Here is a 19,837-nt window from a genome sequence, read left to right as displayed (position 1 = left end):
AACGGGGCGACCTGCCCCGGAGGCCGTCCGGTCAGCGGTTCGGTCCCTGGTCGACCGGTCCGTCCCCGGGCCGGTCCTGCGGCCGGTCGTGCGGCCGGTCGGGCGCCGGGGAGGACCAGGGCACCGGCGCGGCCGCAGGGGACCGGGGCTCGACCGGCCCCTGGTCGAGCCGGAACGGCGGGTACTCGTCCCGCAGGAGCAGCACGTAGGCGAGGACCCGGTTGACCCAGCGGTTGATGCCCACGACCAGCGCGAACAGCTCGGGACGGTACCGGCCCGTGAAGAGCAGGACCACGGCGGCCACCAGCACGAGCAGCCCGAGCAGGGACGGTCCCCAGCTGGTGGTCGTCGTGCCGTCGTCGCCGCTGCGGGTGGTGCTCCACGTGCCTCCGCCCGTGAGCACCCCCACGATCAGCAGGTGCGGGATCGCCAGGAGCCACCACTTCACGAGCACGAGACCGCGGGAGAGCCGCTCCGGGTAGGCGACCTCCAGCTGCGCCGGATGGTCCGCACGGGCCAGGGTGAAGGGCGGGTACCGGTCGGTGCCCAGGGCCGAGTAGGAGTAGAACGCCACCCGCCAGCTCCACCGCAGGACCCCCACGCTGAAGGAGAACCACGAGAGCGGGTACCGGCCCGTGAACAGGATGGCGAACCCGGCGGCGACCGTGGTGACCACCAGGGCGAACCACAGCACGGCCAGCACGATCAGGTGCGGGATCACCAGCAGCCACTTGACCAGCCACAGCCACCGGGACAGCCCCGCGTCGAGGAAGCCGGTCAGGCGCACGGGCGAGACCGGCGGCGGGGTCCGGTCCCGCCCCGGGTCCTCGGCGAGGGCCGCGCCCGGGCCCGTGCCGCGCGGCGGGGTGCGCGGGTCGATGTCCCGGCCGAGTCCGGCGGCGCCGAGCAGCAGCAGCGGGAGACCCACGACCAGCCCGGCCAGCCCGCCGACCAGCTGGCCGCCGGCCAGGGGGCCCAGGAGGTCGGAGCGCGCCCCGAGCTGCAGGTCCGCCCAGACCGGCCGGGTGGCGTCGGCGTTCATCACCACGAGCGTCCAGCTGCCCGAGCGCAGGTCCAGGGTCAGCTCCCGGGTGCCGGGGCCCTGGTCCGAGTCGGCCCAGAAGGTCTGGTTCCCGGGCCGGTCGGGCACCCGCTCGCCGGGCACCCGGGCCCGCGTGTCGTCCCCGGACTCCGTGGCGCGGCCGAGCTCGGCGTGGGCGACGCCGTCGAGGTACCGGTCGACGTCGGCGGTCTCGGCCACGCCCACGAAGATGTCCTGCTGCGGGTCGGCGGCCGTCACGCGCACCTGCACCCTGCCGAGCTGGTCGAGGAAGGGCACGGGGGAGAGCTGGGCGTCGCCGACGTCGAGCACGGCGGGCGGGCCCACCAGGGCGTAGGTGATGGTCTGGTGCCGGTCCGGGGACGCGGTGAGGAAGCGCCCGTCCTGCTGGGCCGCGGCCGCGCCGGCGAGGACCAGACCGCTCACGAGCGCCGCCAGGCCCAGGGCGGTCAGCAGGGTGCCCAGGACCAGCAGCACCCACTGCCCGGGTCTGGTGCGGCGCGGAGCGTCCTGCCGGTCGGCCGGACGGGGTGGGCGGGAGGCGGGGTGCTCGTTCACGGGAGCTCCTGAGGAGTCGGGCGGTGGCCGGAGCCCGGTGCGGGGCGTCCGCGGGATGTCGGCGGGTGGTCTCTTCGATGTGCTTCCCGGGTCCGCTGCCCTGCGGTGCGGTCCCTGCGGTGCGGTTCGGTCCCGGCCGGGCCCGGGGCCGGTGGGGCCGGGGCTCACCCGCGCAGGACGGCGGCCCCCGTGATCCGGTCCGCGGCCAGGTCGGCGAGGGCCCGGTCCGCGGCGCGCAGGGGGTAGGGGACGGTGGTGGGCCGCAGCCCCAGCCGGGCGGCCAGCCGCAGGAACTCCTCGCCGTCCTGCCGGGTGTTGGCGGTCACGCTGCACAGCTGCCGCTCCTGGAAGAGCTCCGCGGCGTAGTCGAGGGCCGGGACGTCGCTGAGGTGGATCCCGGCGACGGCCAGGGTGCCGCCCCGGTCCAGGGCGCGCAGCGCCGGGGGGACGAGGGTGCCCACGGGGGCGAAGAGGATCGCCGCGTCCAGCGGCACCGGGGGAGGCTCGTCGGCCTCCCCCACGAAGGCGGCGCCCAGGTCGCGGGCCAGCTCGCGCGCCGCCTCCGAGCGGGTCATGACGTGGACCTCCGCGCCCTGGTGCAGGGCCACCTGGGCAGCGAGGTGGGCGGACGCGCCGAAGCCGTAGATGCCCAGCCGGCCCCCGGGCGGCAGCTGGGCCCGCCGCAGCGCCCGGTAGCCGATGATCCCGGCGCACAGCAGGGGGGCCGCGTGCTCGTCGTCGAACTCCTCGGGCAGACGGTAGGCGAAGGCCTCCGGGGCCAGGGTGAGCTCCGCGTAGCCGCCGTCCTGGTCCCACCCGGTGAAGCGCGGGGCGGTGCAGAGGTTCTCCCGGCCCCGGCGGCAGAACCGGCAGCGGCCGCAGGTGTGCCGCAGCCACGCGACGCCCACGCGCTCGCCCTTCCGGAACCGGGCGCAGCCGGGACCCGCGCCCACCACCTCGCCGACGATCTCGTGGCCCGGGATCACCCCCGCCCGGTGCAGCGGGAGGTCGCCCTCCACGAGGTGCAGGTCGGTGCGGCACACCCCGCAGGCCCGCACCCGGAGGAGCAGCTCCCCGGGCCCCGGCACGGGGTCGGGGCACTGCCCGAAGCGCATCGGCCCGCCGGCCGCGGGACCGGGCTCATCGATCCACCACGCACGCATGCTGTCCTCGTCGATCCCCCGGGAGGGCTCCGGCCGCGGCCGTGCCCCCTGTCCTGGCTCCGAGTCTAGGAACGGATCGGGGGCGCCGTCAGGAAACGAGGAATGTTAATGCCTGGCCCCGGAGCCCGGGGCCGGGCGGGCCGCCCCCGCTTCTCGGCGGGAGGTGTTCCCAATCGGGACGCGGGGGACGAGCATGGGGGGACGAAGGACCGCGCGGGTGCGGCCCGCGTCGCAGGCACCCGGGCGGAACCCGATCCGGCGCGCGACGAGAGGACTCAGGGATGACCGAGCGCATCGACCGATGGCCCACGGGGGCTCCGTGCTGGGCGGACATCATGGTTTCGGACCTCGACCGTTCCATGGACTTCTACGCGAGCGTGCTCGGGTGGCGGTTCACGCCCTCGGACCCGGAGTACGGCGGCTACTGCAACGCCCTGGTGGACGGCCAGCCGGTGGCGGGGATGTCCCCCGCGCTGCCCGAGATGGAGGACGACCCGCACGCGTGGGCGGTCTACCTCGCGTCCGACGACATCGTGGCCACGGGCAGGGCCGCGGTGGCGGCCGGTGCCCGGCAGCTGTTCGAGCCGATGGCCGTGGGCAGCTTCGGCACCATGGGCGTGTGGATCGATCCCACGGGGGCGGCCTTCGGGGTGTGGCAGCCGCAGGAGCACACCGGGTTCAGCATCGTCGGCAAGCACGGGACCGTGGCCTGGTGCGACCTCCTGACCACCGACCAGACAGCCGCCGAGCGGTTCTACGCCGAGGTCTTCGGCTACACGTACCAGGACATCGGGACGCGGCACGAGGCGTACGCGGTGTTCACGGTCCCGGGCATGGACCGTTCGGCCGGCGGCATCGGCGTGGCCGCCGAGGACGTCGACCACCTGCAGGAGGCGCCGCCGCTGTGGTGGGTCTGCTTCGAGGTCGACGACGCCGACACCGCCGCCGAGCGGGTCGTCGCCGCGGGAGGCGCGCTGGTCCAGGAGCCGGAGGAGTTCGGCTACGGGGAGCTGGTGTTCGCCGCCGGCCCGGACGGCGAGCGCTTCGCCATGATGGGCCCGTCCTCGGAGGACTGGACGGAGGAGGACGACGAGGACGCCGACCCGGACGACGACGGCGCCGACGGGGACGCCGGCCGGCCGTGAGCGCCGTCCCGGCCCGCCCCCGCCCGGCGGCGGGCCGGGACGGTCGGGTGCCTCAGGTCGGCGGGCTCAGAACATCCCCACGACGGCGCCGACGAACCACAGCACCACGAACAGCGCCACGAGGCCGATGATGACGGCCAGCGCGAGCTTCCCCTTCGAGGAGTCGCCGGGCCGGTCGACGTCGAGCTCGGGGTTGGTGGGGCCCACGCCCGAGCCGGCGTCGGGAGGGGTGTCGCCCTCGATGCTCAGGCCGGACTCCTCGTTCAGGGCGTCACCGGCCTTCTTCGGGTCGTTGCGTTCCTGCTCGGGATTGATCTCGGCCACGGGGTCCTGCTCTCTTCCGGTGGGACGTGCTGGAACGGGTGCTCCCAGCAGAATAGCAAGCTTGCTGGTGAAACGGTCGGGGTCGCCCGGGTGCGCCGGGAACGGACGAACCGGTGTGCGCGATCGGAAACATGCCCGCCACGCGGGCATGAGATGACTTGAGTGCAACTCGTGGTATCACTTGTACCGTGTGGTACCCGTCACACGCCTGCCGGCAGTCCGGGGACCCGCGTCCCCGCTCCGCCACCCGGAGCCGGTCCTGCCGCTCGCCCCTCGAGGAGTCCGTTCATGTCCACGCCATTCCGTCCGGGGCGCGCCCGCCGCCCCCTCGCCGTCACCTCCCTGGCCGCCGTGGCCGCCCTCGTCCTCACCGGCTGCCTGTCCTCGGACCGCGAGGAGGGGGGAGCCGGCGCCACCCCGGCCGCCGGCGGCGGCGACGTCGACGGCACGTTCGTCTTCGCGGCGTCGTCCGACCCCAAGACCCTCGACCCGGCGTTCGCGCAGGACGGGGAGTCCTTCCGCGTCTCCCGCCAGATCTTCGAGGGTCTCGTGGGCGTGCAGGAGGGCTCGGCGGACCCCGAGCCCCTGCTCGCCGAGTCGTGGGAGCAGTCCGAGGACGGGCGGACCTACACGTTCCAGCTCCGGGAGGGCGTCACCTTCCACGACGGTACGGCGTTCGACGCCGAGGCCGTCTGCGCGAACTTCGAGCGCTGGTACAACTTCGAGGGCCTCCTGCAGTCCGAGAACATGGCCTACTACTACGGCTCGCTGTTCAAGGGCTTCGCGGACGCCCCCGAGGACGCCATCTACTCCGGCTGCGAGGCCACGGGGGAGGGGGAGGCCGAGGTGACCCTGAACAAGCCGTTCGCCGGTTTCATCGCCGCCCTGTCCCTGCCGGCGTTCGCCATGCAGTCCCCCACGGCCCTCGAGGAGTACGGCGCGGACACCGCCGGCGGCACGGAGGAGTCCCCGGAGCTCTCCGAGTACGCCCAGGGCCACCCGGTGGGCACCGGGCCGTTCCGGTTCGACTCCTGGGACGTGGGCAATCAGGTGGTCCTGGCCGCCCACGACGACTACTGGGGCGAGCAGGGCCAGGTCACCGACGTGATCTTCAGGATCATCGACGACCCCCAGGCCCGCCGCCAGGCGCTCGAGTCCGGCAGCGTGGACGGCTACGACCTGGTGGCCCCGGCCGACACCCAGGCCCTGACGGACGCCGGCTACAACGTGGTCACCCGCGACCCGTTCACGATCCTGTACCTCGGCTTCAACCAGGCGCAGGAGGAGCTCGCGGACGTCGACGTCCGCCGCGCCATCGCGCACGCCATCGACAAGGAGGCCCTGGTCTCCCAGACGCTGCCCGAGGGCACCACGGTGGCCACCCAGTTCATCCCGGAGTCCGTCAACGGCTACAACGAGGACGTCACCGAGTACGAGTACGACCCCGAGCGGGCCCGCGAGCTGCTCGCGGAGGCCGGCTACGCCGACGGCCTGGAGCTGGACTTCAGCTACCCGACCGGCGTCTCCCGCCCCTACATGCCGAACCCCGAGCAGACGTTCACCACGCTCACCGCGCAGCTGGAGGAGGTGGGCATCACCGTGAACCCGCAGCCGGACAAGTGGTCCCCGGACTACCTCGACCGCATCAACGGCACCCCGGACCACGACCTGCACCTGCTCGGCTGGACCGGCGACTACAACGACACCGACAACTTCGTGGGCGTGTTCTTCGGCCGGGAGAAGCCCGAGTTCGGCTTCGAGGACCCCGAGCTGTTCCGGGCGCTGGCCGAGGCGCGCGAGCTGACCAGCGTCGAGGAGCAGACGCCGGTCTACGAGGACATCAACGAGCAGATCATGCAGCTGCTGCCGGCGGTGCCCCTGGCCAACCCGGCGCCGTCGCTGGCCTTCGACCCCCGGGTGGAGTCCTACCCGGTGAGCCCGGTCAACGACGAGGTCTTCAACAGGATCGAGCTCAGCGAGTGAGCCCGGGTCCGGGGCGGCGCAGCGCGCGCCGCCCCGGACCGCCCCCGCCGTCCTCCCGGCGGTCCTCCCCTCTGCCCCTCTCCGTCCGGAAGGACCGGAATGCTCCGCGTCATCGGCAAGCGGCTCGCCCTGCTCGTCCCCACCCTCCTCGGCCTGTCGGTCCTGCTCTTCGCGTGGGTCCGCGCCCTGCCCGGCGGGCCGGCCACCGCCCTGCTGGGGGACAAGGCCACCCCCGAGGCCGTGGCCCGCATCAACGAGGTCTACGGCTTCGACCGCCCCCTGCTAGAGCAGTACGTCGTCTACACGGGCCAGCTCCTCCGGGGGGACTTCGGCGCCTCCATCGTGACCGGTCGGCCCGTGGTCGAGGAGTTCCTCACCCGCTTCCCCGCCACCCTGGAGCTCTCGCTCGTGGCGCTGGTCTTCGCCGTGGGCATCGGGGTCCCGCTCGGCTACGTGGCCGCCCGCCACCGCGGCAGGCTCCTGGACCACTCCTCGGTGGTGCTGTCCCTGCTGGGCGTCACCGTCCCCGTGTTCTTCCTGGCGTTCATCCTCAAGTGGCTGCTCGCGATCCAGGTCCCGCTCTTCCCGGCGGACGGACGGCAGGACCCGCGCATCGACGCGACGCACCACACCAACTTCTTCGTCCTCGACGGCGTCCTCACCGGCGAGTGGGACGCGGCGTGGGACGCGCTCCTGCACCTGGTCCTGCCGGGCGTGGCCCTGGGCACGATCCCGCTGGCGATCATCGTGCGCATCACCCGCGCCTCGGTGCTGGAGGTCCAGAGCGCGGACTACGTGCGCACCGCCCGCGCCAAGGGCCTGACGCGCGGTCTGATCCGCGGCCGCTACATCCTGCGCAACGCCATGCTCCCCGTGGTCACCACCATCGGCCTGCAGACCGGCCTGCTGATCTCCGGGGCCGTGCTCACCGAGACCGTCTTCGCGTTCAACGGCATCGGCCGGTTCCTGCGGGACGCGATCTTCACCCTCGACTACCCCGTGCTGCAGGGCTTCATCATCTTCATCGCCCTGGCCTACTCCCTGATCAACCTGCTGGTGGACATCTCCTACAGCCTCATCGACCCCCGGGTGCGTGTCCAGTGAGCGCCACACTTCCCCCCGCCCCCTCCGGCCCCTCGCACACCGAGGGCCCCGAGGCCGTCACGACCACCCCGGGCACCACCGCGGCGGTCGGCACGAGCCTGTGGAAGGACGCCTTCCGCCGGCTGCGCCGCGATCCCGCGGCCATCGCCGGGGCCGTGATCGTCGGCGTCTTCCTGCTCGTGGCCCTCCTGGCCCCGTGGCTCGCCCCGTTCGGCGGCGAGGAGCTGCCCGGGCGCACCGAGATCACCCCCACCACCATCCCCGGCCCCGGGGAGGTCGAGGGCTATCCGCTGGGCCTGGACCGCTTCGGCGGGGACCTGCTGTCCAAGCTGATCTGGGGTGCCCGCGCCTCCCTGGTGATCGGGGTGGTCTCCACCGCCCTGGGCCTGGTCGGCGGAATGGTCCTCGGCCTGCTGGCCGGCGGCCTCGGCGGCTGGGTGGACAGCGTGATCATGCGCTTCGTGGACATCCTGCTCTCCGTGCCCAACCTGCTGCTGGCCGTGTCCATCGCCGCGATCATGGGGCAGAGCCAGTGGGCCGTGATGATCGCGATCGGCGCCTCCCAGGTGCCCATCTTCGCCCGCCTGCTGCGCTCCTCGATGCTGTCCCAGCGGGGCGCCGACTACATCCTCGCCGCCCAGACCCTGGGCCTGTCCCGCCGCACCATCACCATGAGCCACCTGCTGCCCAACAGCACCGGGCCGGTCATCGTCCAGGGCACCCTGACGCTGGCCACCGCGGTGATCGACGCGGCCGCCCTGTCCTTCCTGGGCCTGGGCGGCGGCGTGCCGCAGACGGCGGAGTGGGGCCGCATGCTCACCTACGCCCAGGCGGAGCTGTCGATCGCCCCGCAGCTGGCGTTCCTGCCCGGCCTGTGCATCGCCGTCACCGCCCTGGGCTTCACCCTGCTGGGGGAGTCCCTGCGCGAGTCCCTCGACCCCAAGTCACGAACCGCGTGAGGTGCACCGACCGATGAGACCGGAGAACCACGCCCCGGGGGCGGACGCCGCCCCGCTGCTCGAGGTCGAGAACCTCGCCGTGGCCTTCAGCACGATGAACGGACCGGTCCAGGCCGTCCACGAGGCGTCCCTGATCCTGCGCGAGGGCCGGACCCTCGCCATCGTGGGGGAGTCCGGCTCGGGCAAGTCCACCACCGCCATGTCCGTGATCGGGCTGCTGCCCGGCAACGGCCGGGTCACCGGCGGCTCCGTCCGCTTCGCGGGCCAGGAGCTCGTGGGCCTGGACGAGGCGCGGATGCGGCGGATCCGCGGCCGGCAGATCGGTCTCGTCCCGCAGGACCCCATGTCCAACCTCAACCCCGTGACCACGGTCGGCCGCCAGGTGGCCGAGACCCTGCTCGTGCACGGACTGGCCACCCGCCGGGACGTGGACGAGAAGGTCGTGGCGGCGCTCGCGGCCGCGGGGCTGCCCGAGCCCGAGCGGCGCGCCCGGCAGTACCCGCACGAGTTCTCCGGGGGCATGCGCCAGCGCGCGCTCATCGCGATCGGGCTCGCCTGCCGGCCGCGGCTGCTCATCGCCGACGAGCCGACGTCCGCCCTCGACGTCACCGTGCAGCGCACCATCCTGGACCAGATCGAGCGGATGACCGAGGAGATCGGCACGTCCGTGCTGCTCATCACCCACGACCTGGGCCTGGCCGCGGAGCGCGCCCAGGACATCGTGGTGATGCACCGCGGGCGGATCGTCGAGGCCGGCCCGTCCGCCCGGGTGCTCGAGGACCCGCAGGACGAGTACACCCGCCGCCTCGTGCAGGCGGCGCCCTCGGTGGCCGCGGCCCGGGTGGGCCGGCAGGCCGTCCCGTCGCCGGGCCGGACGGGAGCGGGTGCGACGGCGGCGGCTCCGGCGGCGGCCGGTCCGTCGGCCTCGGGCTCGACGGCGGGAGGCGTCCCGGCCCCCGCCGCCCCGGAGGCGGCCGGGGCCGCGGCCCGGGAGCCGCTGGTGGTGATCGAGAACCTCACCAAGGTCTTCAAGGGGCGGCTGGGCCAGGCGGGCTTCACGGCGGTCCAGGACGTCTCCCTCACGGTGCCCCGCGGCAGGACCGTGGCGATCGTGGGCGAGTCCGGGTCGGGGAAGACGACGACGGCGCGGATGCTGCTGAAGCTCTACGAGCCCACCTCCGGGTCGATCCGCTTCGACGGCCAGGACGTGACGGGGCTCCGGGGCCGGCAGCTGGCCGCGTTCCGTCAGCGGGTGCAGCCGATCTTCCAGGACCCCTACTCGTCCCTCAACCCGATGTTCACGATCGGGCGGATCGTCGAGGAGCCGCTGTCCACCTACGGCCGCGGCACCCGGGCGGAGCGCCGGGACCGGGTGAAGTGGCTGCTCGAGGAGGTCGCCCTGCCGCCCTCGACGGTCAACCGCTACCCCAACGAGCTCTCCGGCGGCCAGCGCCAGCGCGTGGCGATCGCCCGGGCGCTCGCCCTGCAGCCGGAGCTGATCGTGTGCGACGAGCCGGTGTCCGCGCTCGACGTGCTCGTGCAGAAGCAGATCCTGGACCTGCTGGGGCGGCTCCAGGACGAGTTCGGGCTGTCCTACCTGTTCATCTCGCACGACCTCGCGGTGGTCCGGCTGATCTCGGACGAGGTGTGCGTGATGAAGGACGGCCGGCTGGTGGAGGCCGGCGCGAGTGAGGAGATCTTCACCGACCCGCAGCACCCGTACACCCGGCAGCTGCTGGCCTCGATCCCCGGCAACGAGCTGCGCGTGGGGGCCTGAGACCGGCCGGGCGGCCGCGCTCAGCGCAGCGGTGCCGCCGCGGCCAGCCCCGCGAGCACCGCGAGCACGGTCAGCGCGCCGGTGCCCGCGGCGTTGAGCACCGCCCGGAGGGTCCTGCCGTCCCGGACCAGCCGCACGGTGTCGGCCATCGCGGTGGAGAAGGTGGTGTATCCGCCGCAGAAGCCGATCACGGCGACCGACGCCGCGGGCCCGCCCAGCACCCCGGCCAGTGCGGCCCCGGACAGGAGGCCGGCCAGGAACGAGCCGCTCACGTTGACGACCATGGTGCCGGCGGGGAAGGACGTCCCCCACCGCTGCCGCACGGTCCCGTCCACCGCGAACCGGGCCATCGCGCCCAGTCCGCCGAGGAGGCAGATCAGCAGGGCGGTCACGCGCGCCGCCCGCGGGCCGCGAGGACGGTGCCGGCGAGGCACGCCAGGAACCCGCAGAGCAGTGAGATCCCCACGTAGGCCAGCGCCTGTCCCGCGGCCCCGCCGGTCAGCAGCCGCTCGGTCTCGAGGGCGAGCGAGGAGAATGTCGTGAAGCCGCCCAGCGCCCCGGTGCCCGCGCCGAGGCGCAGCAGCATCCCGCGGGGGGTCTCCGCACCGCGCCGCAGGAGGGCCTCCAGGAGCATCCCCAGCAGGAACGCCCCGATCAGGTTCGCGGTCAGGGTGGCCAGGGGCCAGCCGGCCACCGTCGGCACCAGCTCGGCGAGTCCGTGGCGGGCGCCGGTGCCCAGCGCCCCGCCGGCCCCCACGGCGAGGACCAGCAGCAGGCGCCGGTGCGGCGGTCGGCTCATGGGGGTGCTCCTCGGGGGCGGGCTCCCCGGGGGGAGCGGTCGGCGGGCTCGATCCTACCGGCCGGTCCGTAGGATGTCCGGGTGCAGACGATACGCGGCGCCCGGATCCTCCTGGCCCTCAAGACCTCGCTCGCCGTGGCCCTGTCCTGGGTGGTGGCCCAGCGGATGCCCGGCGTGATCGACCAGTACCCCTACTACGCGCCGCTGGGCGCGATCTCCGCGATGTACCCGACCGTGCTGGGTTCGGTCCGCGCCGGGCTGCAGACCGTGGCCGGCATCGCCCTGGGCATCCTCCTGGCGGCCGGGGTCCTGCTGGTCGGCGAGCCCAACCTGGTGACGGTCGCCGTGGCGGTCGGCGTGGGCGTGCTCCTGGCTGGCATCCGCCGGCTCGGGGCGGGTGCGGAGTACGTCCCGGTCGGCGCGCTGTTCGTCCTCATCGTCGGGGGCCAGGACGCCGAGGGCTTCTCGGCCGGCTTCCTCGTGCAGATGTCGGTGGGCGTGGCGATCGGGCTGCTCGTCAACGTGACGGTCTTCCCGCCGCTGGACTTCCGCACGGCCCGCCTGCAGCTCGACCGGCTGCAGAACGTCGTCGTCGACTACCTCGAGGACGTCGCCGGGGAGCTCGCGGAGCCCGGGACCACCGGGGGACGGGACTGGCGCCGGCGCAACCACTCCCTGGTGCGGATCACCGGCGAGGTGCGCGAGGCGGTCGACGAGTCGGCGCGCAGCGCCCGCGGCAACCCCCGGATGGTGCTCCGGCGGCGGCGGCGACCCGCCGCGGACCCGGGGGACCCGGGCTACGACTCCCTGCTGAAGCTCGAGAACGTCATCTTCCACCTCCGGGGCTTCACGGACGCGGTGCGCGAGCTCTACGACCACCAGGCGCACGACTGGCTGGTGCCCGCGGCCCTGACCGCCCGGCTCGGCGAGGCGGTGCAGTCCGCCGCCGACGCGGTGCGGGCGTGGGCCGCGGATGAGGATCCGGAGGAGGCCGCCGAGCGGGTCCGCTCCCTGGTGGGCCGGCTCCACTCCGATCTGACCGACCCCTCCCGGGCGGAGGACCGGCTCGTCATGGCCGCGGCCCAGGATCTCGCCCGGCTCGTGGCGGTCCTGGACCCGCCGACCGCCCCGACGGCCGGCAGCAGCGCCGTGACCCGGGGATAGGGGTCTCCGCCGTCCCGGGGCCCGTGGGGCCACCGGGACGGCGGGCGGCTCAGGACCGGCTGCGCCGCCGCAGGTGCAGCGCGCCCGCCGCGCTCGCGGCGATCCCCGCGGCGAGCAGGCCCGCGGCCAGGCCGGCGCCGGGACGCTGCTCCGGCTCCGCGGCGGCCGTCTGCATGTTGAGGCCCGGGTTGACCTCCACCGGCGCGGTCTCGGCGGGCACCTCGACGGGCGCCGCCTCGACGGGTGCTGCCTCGACGGGCGCCGCCACGGCGGGGGCCGGGGCGGGCTCCGCCGGGGCCGGGAGCACCGGCGCCATGGGGGCCGGGGCCGCGGGCGCCTCGCAGGCCAGGACGGCCTGCTCGAGGAGCACGAGGAACTGGTCGACCGCGCTCTCGTCGAGGGCCAGCTCGGCCAGCAGCGCCTCGAACGCCACGGCGGCCTCGGCGACGGCCTGCTCCGCGACGGCGGGGTCGAGCGTGCCGAGCGCAATGGTGAGCTGCTGGTCGAGCTCCACCAGACGGGCCTCGGCCAGGGCGACGGCCTCCGCGTCGCCGGACTCCTGGGCCGTCATCAGCGCGGCCGCGGCCGCCTCCAGCTCCTGCAGGCTGGGTCCGCCGACGCCCTCGACGAGCGCGGCGTACTGGGCCTCGGCGGCGGCCACGGCCTCGGCCGAGAGGTCGAGCGCCCCGAGCGACTCGGGGGTGAGCCCGGCCCCGGCCAGCGCCGCGTCCAGCTGTGTCGTGGCCTGCAGGCAGGCGGGGTCCCCCGGGGCCGCGACGGCCGCCGGGGCCCCGAGGAGGAGGCCTCCGGCCAGCATCGCGGCGGTGGCGCCCGTGGCCGCCCATGTCTTTCCAGCAGTCATGTCCTGTGTCTCCTGTGCTCGGTCGTCGCCCCGGGGTCGCCCCGCGGCCGGCAGCGCGCGGCAGGACCTCCCCCCGCGTCGCCGGTCCGCGCGATGGCGGGGGCGACAGGAAATGTCGTGCTGCTGGTCGTGCGGCGTGCACCGCGGAGCTCGCGGAGATCCGGAGCGCGTCCGATGGACTGCTGTGCCGTCGAACCTACTTGCCGGTAGCCCGTGTTGACAATAGTGAACAGGCCGGACGCGTGCGGGCCCCGGCCACTGGGCTCCGGCGGCGTCCTGTGCGTGCTGGGTGCTCCCGGTCGCCGTCCTGCGTGCACAGGACGGGAGCCGGGCACGCAGGACGCCCCGTCCCCCCGGTGCGGTGGCACCGGGGGGACGCGGCGTCAGGGGCGGGGCTGCCGTCCGAGCGGAGCGGGGCTCAGCGGGCGGGGGTGGCCTCCAGGGCCTCCTGCCCGGCGGACCAGGCGGCGTAGGAGCCCTCGAGCTCCACCACGTCGTAGCCGGCGTGGCGCAGGGTCGAGGCCACGACCGAGCTGCGCAGCCCGCTCTGGCAGTAGGTCACGATCGTGCCCTGCTCCGGGAGCCGGTCCAGGTTCCACAGGACCCGGCCGCCGTGCAGCTGGGTGGAGCCGGGGATGTGGCCGGCGGTGTGCTCGCTCACGGCGCGCACGTCCAGCAGGACGGACTTGTCGAAGGTCTCGACCTCCTCGGGGGAGACCAGCCGCGGGGTGGTCTGCGGCAGGCCATCGATCCCGGTGACGTAGCCGGCCACGGCGTCGATGCCCACGCGCACCAGGTGGTCCCAGAACTCCTGGGCGGCCTCCTGATCCGGGGCCAGCAGCACCAGCGGCCGGTCGTCGGCCTCGGGGTTCACGGCCCAGGCTCCGAAGGTCGCGATGGACTTCCCTGCCGGGATGTTCAGCGCCCCGGTCACGGTCCCGGCGTGCACCTCGTCCGCGGAGCGGGTGTCCACGAAGGTCACCTCTCCGGCCGCCAGCCGCTGCGCGACCTGCTGCGGGTCGAGCTCGGGCAGGGGTGCCCGCTCGCCCATGACGGCCGGGCCCCGGCGGTTCTGGTTCTTCATCCGGCCGAAGTAGAACGGTGCGTCGGGCTGGCCGTCGAGCAGCTCGGCGACGAAGCCGGCCTCGTCGTCGGCCGCCAGGTAGGGGCCCCACCAGGCGTAGAGACGCTCGTAGCCCACCGTGGTGGAGGGGATCGCACCCAGGGCCTTGCCGCAGGCCGAGCCCGCACCGTGGCCGGGGAAGACCTGGACGTGGTCGGGCAGGGTCAGGAACTTCTCCTTGAGGCTGGCGAACATCTGCTTCGCGCCGAGGAAGCGGGTGTCCACGCCGCCGGCGGCCTCGTCGAGGAGGTCCGGGCGGCCCAGGTCGCCGGAGAACACGAAGTCGCCGGTGAGCAGGTAGCCCGGGGCGTCGGCGAAGGCGCCGTCGGTGACCAGGAAGGACAGGTGCTCGGGGGTGTGGCCCGGGGTGTGCACCGCGGCCACCACGATGTTGCCGATGCGGATCTCGTCGCCGTCGTGCAGGCGGGCGGCCTCGAACTCGTACTGCCAGTCCTCCCCGCCCTCGCCGGAGACGTGGATGTCCGCGCCGGTGGCCGCGGCCAGCTCGCGGGTGCCGGAGAGGTAGTCGGCGTGGATGTGGGTCTCGGTGACGGCGGTGATCTCCATGCCGTTCTTCGCGGCCATGTCCCGGTAGACGTCGATGTCGCGGTGGGCGTCGACCACCAGCGCCTGGCCGGTGCGCTGGCACCCGATGAAGTAGCTGGCCTGGGCGAGGTCCTCGTCGTAGATGCGCTCGATCAGCATGGGGTTCTCCTTCGTTCGATGGCTGGTGACGCGTGTCCGGAGGGGGTTCCCGCGTCGTCCTGAGCACAACGATAATACCCCTGGGGGTATCGCGCAAGTACCCCCTGGGGTATCTAGCCGCGGGGGTGCCGGGGCGGCGGCCGGCGGCTCCGGTGCCGGCGGACCGCCTCCTCGTAGGAGGCCACGAGGAACTCCGTCGCGGCCCGCCAGCCGAGGCCCTCGGCCTCCGCGCGGCCGGCGGCGCCCATCCGCACGCGCAGGGCCGCGTCGTCGAGCAGCCGGGCCAGGCCGGCGGTGAGCGCGTCCGCGTCGCCGGGCGGCACGAGCAGCCCCGTCCGCCCGTGGGCCACCGCGAACGGGATGCCGCCGGCCCGGGCGCCGACCACCGGCACCCCGCTCGCCAGGGACTCCAGGGCCACGAGACCCAGCGTCTCGGTGGTGGACGGGAAGGCGAGCACGTCCGCCGATGCGTAGGCGGCCGCCAGCTCCTCCCCGGCGAGCCGGCCCGGGAAGACCGTGGGGGTGCCCGCGAAGCGCCGTTCGAGCTCGGGCCGGTGCGGGCCGTCGCCCACCACGGCGAGCCGGGTGCCCGGCAGCCGCCGGATCGGCTCGAGCAGCGCCGCCACGTTCTTCTCCCTCGACAGCCGCCCCACGGAGAGCACCAGCCGCTCTCCGGGGTGCCCGCCGGTGAGCCGGGACCGCATCGCGGCGGAGGCCCTGGCGGGGTGGAACAGGGCGGTGTCCACGCCCTTGGGCCACAGCGCCACGCGGCGCACGCCCAGGGCCGCGGCCCGGTCCACCATGGGCCCCGACGTGCACAGGTTGACCTCGGCGAGGTTGTGGGTCGTGCGGATCCACCGCTCCACGGGCCGGCGCAGGGCGCCGAGCCCGTGCCCGAACACGCTCATGTACTGCGGCACGTCGGTGTGGAAGGACGCCAGCAGCGGCAGGTCCCGCGTCCGTGCGGAGAGCGCGCCCCACGCGCCGAACCACACCGGGTTCACGGCGTGCACCACGTCGGGGCGGAACGCCGACACGGCCCGCTCCGTGCGCGGGGACGGCAGGCCTCCCCGGACGTCCCGGTACCAGGGGAACGTCACGGACGGGGCCCCGACCACCCGGTGCGGACCCCAGTGCCCGGGCGGATCCCCCGGCGTGAGCACGAGCACCTCGTGGCCGAGGTCCCCGAGCTCCTCGAGGGTGCGGGTCAGGCGCGTCACCACCCCGTCGACGTTCGGGGCGAAGACGTCCGTCCAGAGCGCGATCCGCATCCGCCGGCTCAGGCGCCCGCGGACATGGGCGCGGGCGTGGACGGGACCGCGGAGCGGGCCGGCCGCGCCGGGATCCCCGGGCGCCGGCGGGCGTTCCACACGGACGTCGCCGGGATGCGGGAGCGGTCCACGCGGTGGGCCCAGCGCACGGCGGTCCGCTCGACCTCGAGCAGCAGCCCCTCCGACAGGGTGGTGGGCCGCAGGCCGAGGTCCAGGAACGCGTCGTTGCCCACGTGCAGGTCGTTCTCCGCGGACTCCTGCCGGGGGTTGGGGACCATCTCCACCTCGGCGCCGGTGAGTCCGGCCACGAGCTCCGCGAGGTCGCGGACCCGGTGGGTCTCCGTCATCTGGTTGAAGATCTTCACGCGGTCGCCGGCCGCCGGGGGGTGGAGCAGGGCCAGCTCCACGCACCGGACCATGTCCTGGAGGTGGATGAACGCCCGGGTCTGCCCGCCGGTGCCGTGCACGGTCAGCGGGTGGCCGACCGCCGCCTGGACGAGGAAGCGGTTGAGCACCGTGCCGTAGTCGCCGTCGTAGTCGAAGCGGGTGACGAGCCGCTCGTCGAGCGCCGTCTCCGCGGTGCCGGTGCCCCAGACGATGCCCTGGTGCAGGTCGGTGATCCGCAGGCGGTCGTTCCTGGCGTAGAACGCGAACATGGTCTGGTCCAGGACCTTGGTCATGTGGTACAGCGAGCCGGGGCGGGAGGGGTAGAGGATCTGCTGGGGCACCGTGCCGTGCGGTCCGGGGACCTCCACGTCCAGGTAGCCCTCCGGGATGCGCATCCCGGCGGTGCCGTACCCGTAGACCCCCATGGTGCCCAGGTGCACCACGTGCACGTCCAGCCCGGACTCCACGACCGCGCACAGCACGTTGTGCGTGGCGCCGACGTTGTTGTCCACGGTGTAGCGCTTCGTGGCCGGGGTGCGCATGGAGTACGGCGCCGCCCGCTGCTCCGCGAAGTGCACCACGGCGTCCGGGCGCTCGACGACCAGGAGGTCGAGGAACGCCTCGTAGTCGGCGGCGAGGTCGATCTCGGCCGCGCCGATCCGCCGGCCCGTCAGCTCCTGCCAGGCCGCGCGGCGCTCGTCGAGGCCGCGGATGGGCGTCAGCGACTCCGTCCCGAGCCGGACGTCGATGGCGCGGCGGGAGAAGTTGTCCACCACCACCACGTCGTGGCCGCGCGCGGACAGGTGCAGGGCCGCGGGCCAGCCGCAGAAGCCGTCGCCGCCGAGGATCGCGATCTTCACTGGTGCTCCGTTCCCGGGCCGCTGCCAGGCCCCGTCGTGTCGGTCTCGCACTCAGCGTGGAGGACGCGCGTGAACCGGGAGTGAACGGTCCTGGACCAGCTGCTGGTGCCCGAACGAACCGGGGAGCACCTCCCAGCCCGGACCGGTCAGCTCGCGCAGCTCGTGGGGCAGGTAGGCGCGGCGCAGGGACCGCAGCCCGTCGGTGCGCAGGAAGGAGCCCGGGGCCAGGGGCAGCACGCCCACCGAGTACAGCCGGTAGGCCGCCGGGCTGCGCACGAGGTCGTTGTGCAGCACGAGCCGGCCGGCCAGGTGCTCCGAGTCCGCCGCGAGGTCCCGCACCGGCCCCGGGTCCAGGTGGTGGAGCAGGTGGTTGGAGACCACCACGTCGAACGTCTCGCCGGCCGCGACCAGCTCCCGGCTGGTGACCCGCCGGAAGACCGGGGGCACTGCCCGCGGGTGCCGGGTCGACCAGCGGCGGGTCCGCGCCGAGGCCCACTCGTGGGCGCGGGCGTCCGGGTCGATGCCGGTGACCCGCAGGTCGATCCCGTCCCGCTGCGCCCACCGGGCCAGGGCGCGTGCCACGTCCCCGCCGCCGGCACCGACGTCCAGGAGGGTCAGCGGCCGGCCGGGCACGGCCAGGGGCCGGATCCGGCGCCGGTAGGTCGCGGCCCACCCGGCGACCAGGGAGTTGACCACGTCGAAGCGTGCGTAGGTGCGCCGCAGCGCGGCGAGGTCGCAGCAGGGGTCGTCCATGAGCTCGCGCAGCTCGGCGTCCCGCCGGGAGAGGTCGGGCCGGGCGCGCGGCTGGACGGAGGGCATCTGCCCATTCTCCGCGGGCCGACACGATCCGCCAAGGAGCACGGCGGGCCGGGGGCGGCGCGGGGTGCCGTCACTAGACTGGGGCTCCCGGCCGGTGCCGGGCAGGACCGGACGGCAGGAGGGGACCGCGTGGGACACACCGTGCACGCCGTGGGCTCGCGACCCGGCCCGTGGATCAGCCTCGCGAGCGCGTGCTGGGCCGCCAACGCCGCCCTGGGGGCGTCCGTCGGCGCCGGGATCGTGCGCACGGGCCGGTTCCGCTGGATCCACCACGCCCTCTACGTCACCACCACCACGACGACGGCGCTGGCCGCGGTCCTCGCCGCCGGCTCCTCCTCCGCCTCCGGGCGCGCGGCGGGCCGGGCCCTGGCGCCGGCGCTGCTGCCCCTGGCCGCCCTGCCGCACCTCGGCACGCCCGCCCAAGGGCACCCGCGCCGCCACGCGCTCGCCGCGCTGTCCGCGGCGCCGTTCTACGCCACCGCCCTGTTCCGAGCCCGCGCCGCCCGCGCCGGCTGAGCCGCCCGACCTGACCGGAGAGCACATGGAGTTCCTCGACGTCGTCTTCAACCGCCGCACCACCAACGGCCCGTTCCTGCCGGACCGGGTGTCCCCGGAGCATCAGAAGCTGCTGCTGCGCACGGCCGCGGCCGCGCCCTCCCAGTTCAACAGCCAGCCGTGGCGCTTCGTGCTGATCGAGGACCGGGGGACCATCGACCGGATCGCCCGGATCAGCGCCGACTCGATGACGCAGGTGATGGCCGAGGGGAGCTTCTTCGACCGGTACAAGCGCTACTTCCGCTTCAGCAGGCAGGAGATGGAGGAGCAGCGCTTCGGGATGCTCTTCGACAAGCTGCCCGCGGTGCTGCGCCCCTTCACCAAGAAGGCGTTCACCCCGGGCGGGCAGGCGATGATGAACCGGCTGCGGGTGCCCCAGACCCTGGGCGCGGAGAACCACAAGCTTGTCGCGGGGTCCCCCCTGCTGATCGGGGTGATGCTCGACCGCCGCGAGTACCGGCCCGGGGAGCTCTCCGGGTTCTACTCGCTGTTCTCGATGGGCGCGGCCATGGAGAACCTCTGGCTGACCACCGTGGAGCTCGGCATGGGCATCCAGTTCATCTCCTTCCCCATGGAGGCCCCCGCCCGGTGGGCCGAGGTCGTGGACCTGCTGGACGTGCCCGAGGACCTCGAGCTCATGGCCGTCTACCGCCTGGGCTACGTCCCGGAGGAGCACCGCCGCCCCGCCATCGACTGGTCCAGCCGGGAGCGGCGCCGGATCTCCCAGTACGTCTTCCGTGAGTCCTGCGCCACGCCGCAGGAGGGCTGGGACGATTGAGCGCCGCCCGCCGGCGACGGGAGCCGGGACGTCGGGCGGGCGGCTCTTCCATTAGTGTGTGACACACACTATCGTGTGGGTATGGCAGCTGAACCGAGCGACCCGATCGTGGCCTCCCACTTCCAGGAGCTGCGCCGCGGCACGGTGGTCCTGGCCTGCCTGCTCGTCCTGGACGAGCCCCGCTACGGCTACGCCCTGCTCCGGACCCTCGGGGACGCGGGGCTCGACGTCGAGGCCAACACGCTCTACCCGCTGCTGCGCCGGCTCGAGGCGCAGGGCCTGCTCGAGAGCGACTGGAACACCGACGAGTCCCGGCCCCGCAAGTTCTACCGGATCACCGGTCCGGGGGCCCGCGTCCGGGACGCCCTCGAGGCCGAGCGGCTCCGGCTGCACGCCGCCCTGTCCACCCTCGCCCGCCCCACTCGTCCCGAGGACTGATCG

The 19,837-nt window shown here is 74.3% G+C and carries 19 protein-coding genes; 9 read left to right on the top strand and 10 right to left on the bottom strand.

Going from position 1 to position 19,837, the window contains the following annotated elements; all coding sequences use genetic code 11:
• Positions 1–31: 31 nt before the first annotated feature.
• Both RF640_RS01920 and RF640_RS01915 read right to left on the bottom strand, forming a co-directional pair.
• Positions 32–1,618 carry a DUF4389 domain-containing protein gene (locus RF640_RS01920; RefSeq protein WP_109221380.1) on the bottom strand — a complete coding sequence of 529 codons (1,587 nt, stop codon included), beginning with the start codon at positions 1,616–1,618 and terminating at the stop codon, positions 32–34.
• A 164-nt stretch (positions 1,619–1,782) separates the two neighbouring features.
• Positions 1,783–2,781, bottom strand: a complete 999-nt coding sequence (locus tag RF640_RS01915; protein WP_017834710.1) for a zinc-dependent alcohol dehydrogenase family protein — start codon at positions 2,779–2,781, stop codon at positions 1,783–1,785.
• A 281-nt stretch (positions 2,782–3,062) separates the two neighbouring features.
• On the opposite strand from RF640_RS01915, the gene RF640_RS01910 reads away from it, so the two are divergent.
• Entirely contained in the window at positions 3,063–3,926 is an 864-nt protein-coding gene (locus tag RF640_RS01910; protein WP_035923377.1) for a VOC family protein, read from the top strand.
• 66 nt (positions 3,927–3,992) lie between these two features.
• Here RF640_RS01910 and RF640_RS01905 read toward each other — a convergent pair whose 3' ends face one another.
• Positions 3,993–4,250: a DUF6480 family protein gene (locus tag RF640_RS01905; protein WP_052132666.1), complete on the bottom strand. Its 258-nt coding sequence runs from the start codon at positions 4,248–4,250 to the stop codon at positions 3,993–3,995.
• Between the two features lie 288 nt (positions 4,251–4,538).
• On the opposite strand from RF640_RS01905, the gene RF640_RS01900 reads away from it, so the two are divergent.
• The 4 genes from RF640_RS01900 (at position 4,539) to RF640_RS01885 (ending at position 10,073) form a co-directional block, all read left to right on the top strand.
• Positions 4,539–6,233, top strand: a complete 1,695-nt coding sequence (locus tag RF640_RS01900) for an ABC transporter substrate-binding protein (protein WP_035923375.1) — start codon at positions 4,539–4,541, stop codon at positions 6,231–6,233.
• A 99-nt stretch (positions 6,234–6,332) separates the two neighbouring features.
• Complete coding sequence (locus RF640_RS01895; RefSeq protein ID WP_035923373.1) at positions 6,333–7,337, top strand: ABC transporter permease; 1,005 nt, start codon at positions 6,333–6,335, stop codon at positions 7,335–7,337.
• Complete coding sequence (locus RF640_RS01890; RefSeq protein ID WP_109221379.1) at positions 7,334–8,296, top strand: ABC transporter permease; 963 nt, start codon at positions 7,334–7,336, stop codon at positions 8,294–8,296. Before RF640_RS01895 ends, RF640_RS01890 begins: the two co-directional genes overlap by 4 nt.
• A 13-nt stretch (positions 8,297–8,309) precedes the next feature.
• Positions 8,310–10,073, top strand: coding sequence for an ABC transporter ATP-binding protein (locus RF640_RS01885; RefSeq protein WP_109221378.1), 1,764 nt, complete (start codon positions 8,310–8,312; stop codon positions 10,071–10,073).
• Between the two features lie 20 nt (positions 10,074–10,093).
• Here RF640_RS01885 and RF640_RS01880 read toward each other — a convergent pair whose 3' ends face one another.
• Complete coding sequence (locus RF640_RS01880) at positions 10,094–10,465, bottom strand: CrcB family protein (RefSeq protein WP_109221377.1); 372 nt, start codon at positions 10,463–10,465, stop codon at positions 10,094–10,096.
• Complete coding sequence (locus RF640_RS01875) at positions 10,462–10,872, bottom strand: CrcB family protein (protein WP_109221376.1); 411 nt, start codon at positions 10,870–10,872, stop codon at positions 10,462–10,464. Before RF640_RS01875 ends, RF640_RS01880 begins: the two co-directional genes overlap by 4 nt.
• 81 nt (positions 10,873–10,953) lie before the next feature.
• Between RF640_RS01875 and RF640_RS01870 the strand changes: the two genes are divergently transcribed.
• Positions 10,954–12,036, top strand: coding sequence for an aromatic acid exporter family protein (locus RF640_RS01870; RefSeq protein WP_109221375.1), 1,083 nt, complete (start codon positions 10,954–10,956; stop codon positions 12,034–12,036).
• A gap of 49 nt (positions 12,037–12,085) precedes the next feature.
• Here RF640_RS01870 and RF640_RS01865 read toward each other — a convergent pair whose 3' ends face one another.
• The 5 genes from RF640_RS01865 to RF640_RS01845 all read right to left on the bottom strand — a co-directional run bounded on the left by RF640_RS01865 (position 12,086) and on the right by RF640_RS01845 (position 18,063).
• Positions 12,086–12,898 (bottom strand): hypothetical protein, encoded by an 813-nt coding sequence (locus tag RF640_RS01865; protein ID WP_146202062.1) that lies wholly within the window; start codon positions 12,896–12,898, stop codon positions 12,086–12,088.
• A 418-nt stretch (positions 12,899–13,316) separates the two neighbouring features.
• A complete protein-coding gene (locus tag RF640_RS01860; RefSeq protein WP_109221373.1) occupies positions 13,317–14,726 on the bottom strand; it encodes an MBL fold metallo-hydrolase in 1,410 nt (469 codons plus the stop codon).
• A 113-nt stretch (positions 14,727–14,839) separates the two neighbouring features.
• Positions 14,840–15,997 carry a glycosyltransferase family 1 protein gene (locus tag RF640_RS01855; protein ID WP_170122801.1) on the bottom strand — a complete coding sequence of 386 codons (1,158 nt, stop codon included), beginning with the start codon at positions 15,995–15,997 and terminating at the stop codon, positions 14,840–14,842.
• An 8-nt stretch (positions 15,998–16,005) separates the two neighbouring features.
• Complete coding sequence (locus RF640_RS01850) at positions 16,006–17,244, bottom strand: NAD-dependent epimerase/dehydratase family protein (protein ID WP_109221371.1); 1,239 nt, start codon at positions 17,242–17,244, stop codon at positions 16,006–16,008.
• Positions 17,245–17,295: 51 nt separating this feature from the next.
• On the bottom strand, positions 17,296–18,063 hold the full coding sequence (locus RF640_RS01845; protein ID WP_095650297.1) for a methyltransferase domain-containing protein: 768 nt from the start codon (positions 18,061–18,063) through the stop codon (positions 17,296–17,298).
• 129 nt (positions 18,064–18,192) lie between these two features.
• Here RF640_RS01845 and RF640_RS01840 point away from each other — a divergent pair, with 129 nt between their 5' ends.
• From RF640_RS01840 to RF640_RS01830, 3 genes are all read left to right on the top strand, one after another.
• The gene (locus RF640_RS01840) at positions 18,193–18,579 is read left to right on the top strand and encodes a hypothetical protein (protein WP_249033702.1); all 387 of its coding nucleotides are present in this window, start codon (positions 18,193–18,195) and stop codon (positions 18,577–18,579) included.
• A gap of 25 nt (positions 18,580–18,604) precedes the next feature.
• Positions 18,605–19,396, top strand: a complete 792-nt coding sequence (locus RF640_RS01835) for a nitroreductase family protein (protein WP_109221370.1) — start codon at positions 18,605–18,607, stop codon at positions 19,394–19,396.
• An 81-nt stretch (positions 19,397–19,477) separates the two neighbouring features.
• A complete protein-coding gene (locus RF640_RS01830) occupies positions 19,478–19,834 on the top strand; it encodes a PadR family transcriptional regulator (protein ID WP_031283698.1) in 357 nt (118 codons plus the stop codon).
• The last annotated feature ends 3 nt before the right edge of the window (positions 19,835–19,837 follow it).

Source organism: Kocuria sp. CPCC 205231, assembly GCF_040980965.1.
GTDB lineage: Bacteria > Actinomycetota > Actinomycetes > Actinomycetales > Micrococcaceae > Kocuria > Kocuria rosea.
The sequence above is the reverse complement of the archived record's forward strand: the minus strand, read 5'-3'. Positions and strand labels throughout refer to the sequence as shown.

What these genes read in the sequence shown, in the direction of transcription:
- RF640_RS01915 (WP_017834710.1), bottom strand. Translation starts at nt 2,781, where the DNA reads ATGCGTGCGTGGTGGATCGATGAGCCCGGTCCCGCGGCCGGCGGGCCG.
- RF640_RS01910 (WP_035923377.1), top strand. Translation starts at nt 3,063, where the DNA reads ATGACCGAGCGCATCGACCGATGGCCCACGGGGGCTCCGTGCTGGGCG.
- RF640_RS01900 (WP_035923375.1), top strand. Translation starts at nt 4,539, where the DNA reads ATGTCCACGCCATTCCGTCCGGGGCGCGCCCGCCGCCCCCTCGCCGTC.
- RF640_RS01895 (WP_035923373.1), top strand. Translation starts at nt 6,333, where the DNA reads ATGCTCCGCGTCATCGGCAAGCGGCTCGCCCTGCTCGTCCCCACCCTC.
- RF640_RS01885 (WP_109221378.1), top strand. Translation starts at nt 8,310, where the DNA reads ATGAGACCGGAGAACCACGCCCCGGGGGCGGACGCCGCCCCGCTGCTC.
- RF640_RS01875 (WP_109221376.1), bottom strand. Translation starts at nt 10,872, where the DNA reads ATGAGCCGACCGCCGCACCGGCGCCTGCTGCTGGTCCTCGCCGTGGGG.
- RF640_RS01865 (WP_146202062.1), bottom strand. Translation starts at nt 12,898, where the DNA reads ATGACTGCTGGAAAGACATGGGCGGCCACGGGCGCCACCGCCGCGATG.
- RF640_RS01860 (WP_109221373.1), bottom strand. Translation starts at nt 14,726, where the DNA reads ATGCTGATCGAGCGCATCTACGACGAGGACCTCGCCCAGGCCAGCTAC.
- RF640_RS01855 (WP_170122801.1), bottom strand. Translation starts at nt 15,997, where the DNA reads ATGCGGATCGCGCTCTGGACGGACGTCTTCGCCCCGAACGTCGACGGG.
- RF640_RS01845 (WP_095650297.1), bottom strand. Translation starts at nt 18,063, where the DNA reads ATGCCCTCCGTCCAGCCGCGCGCCCGGCCCGACCTCTCCCGGCGGGAC.
- RF640_RS01835 (WP_109221370.1), top strand. Translation starts at nt 18,605, where the DNA reads ATGGAGTTCCTCGACGTCGTCTTCAACCGCCGCACCACCAACGGCCCG.
- RF640_RS01830 (WP_031283698.1), top strand. Translation starts at nt 19,478, where the DNA reads ATGGCAGCTGAACCGAGCGACCCGATCGTGGCCTCCCACTTCCAGGAG.